The sequence below is a fragment of the Rhodococcus sp. IEGM 1302 genome (assembly GCF_030056935.1).
Classification (GTDB): Bacteria; Actinomycetota; Actinomycetes; order Mycobacteriales; family Mycobacteriaceae; genus Rhodococcus_F; species Rhodococcus_F qingshengii.
Genome location: NZ_JASHKY010000064.1, coordinates 1 through 1,317, shown reverse-complemented (window position 1 = coordinate 1,317; position 1,317 = coordinate 1). Strand labels below are relative to the sequence as shown.

The following is a 1,317-nucleotide window of genomic DNA, read 5'->3' as shown; positions in this document are numbered from 1 at the left end:
TTGATTTCGTTGGGGGTGGGTCCGGAGTCGCGGGTGTGTGTGGCGTTGTCGCGGTCGGTGGAGTTGTTGGTGGCGGTGTTTGCGGTGGTGCGGGCTGGTGGGGTGTTTGTTCCGGTGGATGTGGGTGCGCCGGTGGAGCGGGTGGGGTTTGTGGTGGGGGTGGTGGATCCGGTGGTGGTGTTGTCGCGGGTTGGTGATGGTGGGTGTTTGCCGGTGGGGGTGGGGTTTGTTGATGTGGGTTGTGTTGATGTTTCGGGTTTTTCGGGTCGTCCGGTGGGGGTGGGGGATCGGTTGGGGGTGTTGTTGCCTGAGCATGCGGTGTATGTGATGTTCACGTCGGGGTCGACGGGTCGTCCGAAGGGGGTGGTGGTGTCGCATGCGGGGGTGGTGAATCGGTTGTTGTGGATGCAGGGGGAGTTTCCGTTGGGTGTGGGGGATGTGGTGTTGCAGAAGACGCCGGTGTCGTTCGATGTGTCGGTGTGGGAGTTGTTTTGGCCGTTGATGGTGGGTGCGCGGTTGGTGGTGGCGGATCCGGGTGGGCATCGTGATCCGGTGTATTTGGTGGGTGTGATCGAGCGGTGGGGGGTGTCGGTGGTGCATTTTGTGCCGTCGATGTTGGAGGTGTTCGTGGGGGAGTTGAGCGTGGGGGAGTTGGGGGTGGGGTGTTCGGGTTTGCGTCGGGTGTTTGTGTCGGGTGAGGGGTTGTCGTCGGTGTTGGCGGGGCGGTTTGCGGGGGTGTGTGGTGCGGAGTTGGTGAATTTGTACGGGCCGACGGAGGCGTCGGTGGATGTGACGTTTCATCGGGTGGAGGGTGTTGTGGGGGTGGGTGTTCCGATTGGTCGGCCGGTGTGGAATACGCGGGTGTTGGTGTTGGATTCGCGGTTGCGGCCGGTTCCGGTGGGTGTGGTGGGGGAGTTGTATGTGGGTGGGGTGCAGGTGGCTCGGGGGTATGAGGGTCGTGTGGATTTGACGGTGGGTCGGTTTGTGGCGGATCCGGTGTCGGGGGTGGTGGGTGCTCGGGTGTATCGGACGGGTGATGTGGTGCGGTGGGGGTGTGGCGGGGTGTTGGAGTTTGTGGGGCGCACGGATTTTCAGGTGAAGGTGCGGGGGCAGCGGGTGGAGTTGGGTGAGGTGGAGGCGGTGTTGGCTGCTCAGGTGGGGGTGGCTGGTGCGGTGGTGGTGTTGCGGTCGGGTGTGGGTGGGGATTTTTTGGTGGGGTTTGTGGTGGGTGAGGTGGGGGTGGTGGTCGATGAGGTGGTGGTGTTGGAGGGGGTGCGGAGGTCTCTTCCGGGGTTCATGGTGCCGTCGGTGGTGGTG

At 63.7% G+C, this 1,317-nt stretch carries 1 protein-coding gene; it reads left to right on the top strand.

Features of this window, described 5'->3' with window-relative positions; all coding sequences use genetic code 11:
* Window positions 1-1,317 (top strand): amino acid adenylation domain-containing protein (locus QM609_RS29120; RefSeq protein WP_349307378.1); only part of this gene is annotated, 1,317 nt, incomplete at its 3' end.